This window comes from Effusibacillus sp. SKA8 (assembly GCF_058273125.1).
The window spans coordinates 1-3,001 of record NZ_JBZCSF010000030.1 but is presented as its reverse complement, the minus strand read 5'-3'; the positions used below and the strand labels follow the sequence as shown (position 1 = coordinate 3,001).

General features: G+C 37.4%; 3 protein-coding genes. All 3 read right to left on the bottom strand.

Annotated elements, in window-relative coordinates:
• Positions 1-504: 504 nt before the first annotated feature.
• Positions 505-2,064: a recombinase family protein gene (locus AC4ED1_RS14500; RefSeq protein ID WP_490939840.1), complete on the bottom strand. Its 1,560-nt coding sequence runs from the start codon at positions 2,062-2,064 to the stop codon at positions 505-507.
• A gap of 65 nt (positions 2,065-2,129) precedes the next feature.
• Entirely contained in the window at positions 2,130-2,255 is a 126-nt protein-coding gene (locus AC4ED1_RS14495) for a hypothetical protein (protein ID WP_490939839.1), read from the bottom strand.
• Positions 2,256-2,344: 89 nt separating this feature from the next.
• Entirely contained in the window at positions 2,345-2,827 is a 483-nt protein-coding gene (locus AC4ED1_RS14490; RefSeq protein WP_490939838.1) for a hypothetical protein, read from the bottom strand.
• Between the last annotated feature and the right edge of the window lie 174 nt (positions 2,828-3,001).

The following is a 3,001-nucleotide window of genomic DNA, read 5'->3' as shown; positions in this document are numbered from 1 at the left end:
ATTGGCTCATATCGAATGGTATGCTGCAGAAACGGGTGTATTCAGTTCATGCAGTCAGGAGGATTGATTCGGGTGACTTTCCGGTTTTTGGGGAAGTCACTGGAAGCCTACTTGACCATTTGCCAACTGTGGAAATCATAGGGCTTGAGGGAAACGCGAGAGTATTGCGAGCAGAAATTTTCAGATGTGGGATCAAGATGTGGTTCTTGAGCCAAGCCCAATAATGTAACGCTGTATACTTGTTGGATTCTTTGCTTTTTTGATATAGTCCTTGTAGTTTCCCATATCTTCCTTTCAACTTTCGGGGTAAATATACGCATATGTTCACGTTTGCCCCCTCTTTTTTTCACAACGAAAAAGGGGTAGGAAAAACTCCTACACCGCTACAGCATTTAATTTTGAGCGAGTTTTGTTATTTTACCTCTTTTTGTTCGAGGAGTTTGAACTTATAGACTTTCTATTTCAGCTTTTCTTGTCCAAAAAAGTTAACTGAATTCGCCTCACTTATGATACGGTTCTGCGCTCCTTTTTTGCTGGTAAACATATATCGTCACCGAGCCATAGGGAGATTTGCTTAAGTTCTTTCCTATCTTTGGACACATGAATCTCCTTAATAATTGCCCTAATCAACTCTTTCTTCTCCTGCTCATCAGCTAGATCAAACAGTTCGTTGAAGTTCGCCAATATTTCCACCACTAAATTGGCGTTAATATCCACCCTTGATTGAAGTTTTGTTAGTTCTCTTTCAACTTTCTCTATCATTTCGGTCATTTCGTCAATCTCGGACTGAAGTTTACTCGAAAGTCGATTGAAATTGGCTACTTCCAGTTCCCCGGCAAGATACTTTTCATCAAGACTGTTTATTTTTTTCTCATGTTCAGCCTTCCTAAGGTTCAGTTCATTAAGGTTTGCTTCTAAGGGGGTTTTATCCCTTTTGTATCCTTCATCAATTTTGTCTAAAATATCTTCAACTAAATCCATATCGGCTATAAGTTCTTTCAGCACATTTAATACTTCCTGCTCTATCCAATCCGCAACAACAAGATTTGAAGAACACGCTGCTTTTCCTTTTTGGTGGTATGCCTGGCACATATAGTAACGATAAAAACCTTTATCCCCCCGCTTCTTGTTCTTACTCATAACCATTCCAGCACCGCATACAGGACATTTCAAGACACCGGATAAGAAAAAGTTACCGCTAAAAGATTTGATAGGGGTAAAAACTTCAGCATTAGCCTTATTCACAGCTTGAACTTTCTCCCATAGTTCCATAGAAATTATAGGTTGATGACTTCCTTTACGTTCAGGCATTACATCTACCTTGCCTTTCCTGCGCTTTATGTTCCAGTCCTCTTTCTTCCCCCATGTATTTAATCCTGCATATTCCTTGTTATTCAAAATCGTTTTAATTGCTATGGTACTGAAATTGTTTCCCTTTTTTGTTTTGTGACCGCTACTATTCATTATATTTGCAATTGTCTTGTACCCGTGTCCTTCTGCTCTAAGTTCAAAAATTTCCCTAACAATATTCGCCTCTGCCTCATTAGGTACGAGTTTTCTATCAACAACATCATACCCAAGCATTATCCCCCCATTAAACTCTCCATTGCTTGCTCTCTTTTTCATTCCTGCTTTAACCCTATTTATTATTACATTTCGTTCATATTCGGCGAATGTACCTTGAAGACTAATGAACATTTTACCCTCAATGGTAGATGAATCAATGTCACATGTACTTACAAGCAACTTTATACCTCTAGGCGTTAGTTCATCATCAATGAGGGTTAGAATATCCTTATTACTTCTGGAAAGTCGGTCGAGCCGCCAAACAATGATTGCTTCAAACTTATTGGCGGTCATGTCTCTAAACAATCGTTGAATTTCAGGTCTATTGTAATCCTTGCCCGAATATCCACCATCAGAGTACACATCATAGATCGTGTACCCCTTTCTTTGTGCATAGTTAACAAGTTCTTCTTGTTGGGCTTCAAGTGAGCATCCTTCATTTCTTTGTTCTTCTGTACTAACTCGCGTATAAATTGCAGCATATTTTACCTTTTCCATATGGCATCCTCCCCAATTAAGAAAAGGGATAGGTACATAGCCAGCACCTATCCGCATTTTTCTTGTTATTTTTCCTTAAACATTTTTTCAGCATATTTCATAATAAGGTTCGCAAGTGTTCTGGCTGCTTCAAGTTTTTTAAGTTCTTCCTGTGTAGGAATGATGAGAGCAGTCTTATCTACATGGTTCATGTTGCAAACCCCTTTTTTCAATTCTTAGCTTGTTGTGTTTCCTTGGCGTGATTTTTACTATATTACCTGAATATGGGTTTTTACAAGTATTAAGCCCCAAAATCACCGAATACTACCTTGTAATTCATAAGGATATCAATATCACTCCCTTCTTCAAAGGCTATTAACATTAGCCCAATAAAAGATGTTAAATCTAATTCCTTCAAAGCACTGTTTATAATTTGCGGGATATCTTTACCTTCAGGAAATTTTATAGTAACATTGTCATCGAAAATTGCTTTTCCGGTCTCAATAATAGAATCAATAATTTTCTTTTTATTGCTAAAATCTTCATGTATGATAACCATTTCAAGATATACCCTTAGCAAATAGTAGAACTTATGCCTCATGTCAAAGTGGTTGATTAGGTGTGAGATATCAACCTCTCTCTTTTGTTCCTCATTCAGAGAACTAACGTAGGTTTCCAAATGACGAATCAATAACCCTATTCGACACTCCATTCCAAGAACAGACATCCCCACATCCATATGTTCCTCTAATCTTGCTCTTACTTTTTCTTCCTGCTTATTCATTTCATTGCCTCCTTAAAAAATCTAGTAGTTTGTGTGGCAATAAACATATTGCAAAACTATAAGATTTTTTAAGTCGAATAAACAAAAAATTTTTCTTTCTGGAGTGCGAACTTTAGTTCAACCTGTTATTATGTTGCTCACAGAAAACCCTTACAAGGCTCTTCAATTAACTGT

What these genes read in the sequence shown, in the direction of transcription:
- AC4ED1_RS14500 (WP_490939840.1), bottom strand. Translation starts at nt 2,064, where the DNA reads ATGGAAAAGGTAAAATATGCTGCAATTTATACGCGAGTTAGTACAGAA.
- AC4ED1_RS14495 (WP_490939839.1), bottom strand. Translation starts at nt 2,255, where the DNA reads ATGAACCATGTAGATAAGACTGCTCTCATCATTCCTACACAGGAAGAA.
- AC4ED1_RS14490 (WP_490939838.1), bottom strand. Translation starts at nt 2,827, where the DNA reads ATGAATAAGCAGGAAGAAAAAGTAAGAGCAAGATTAGAGGAACATATG.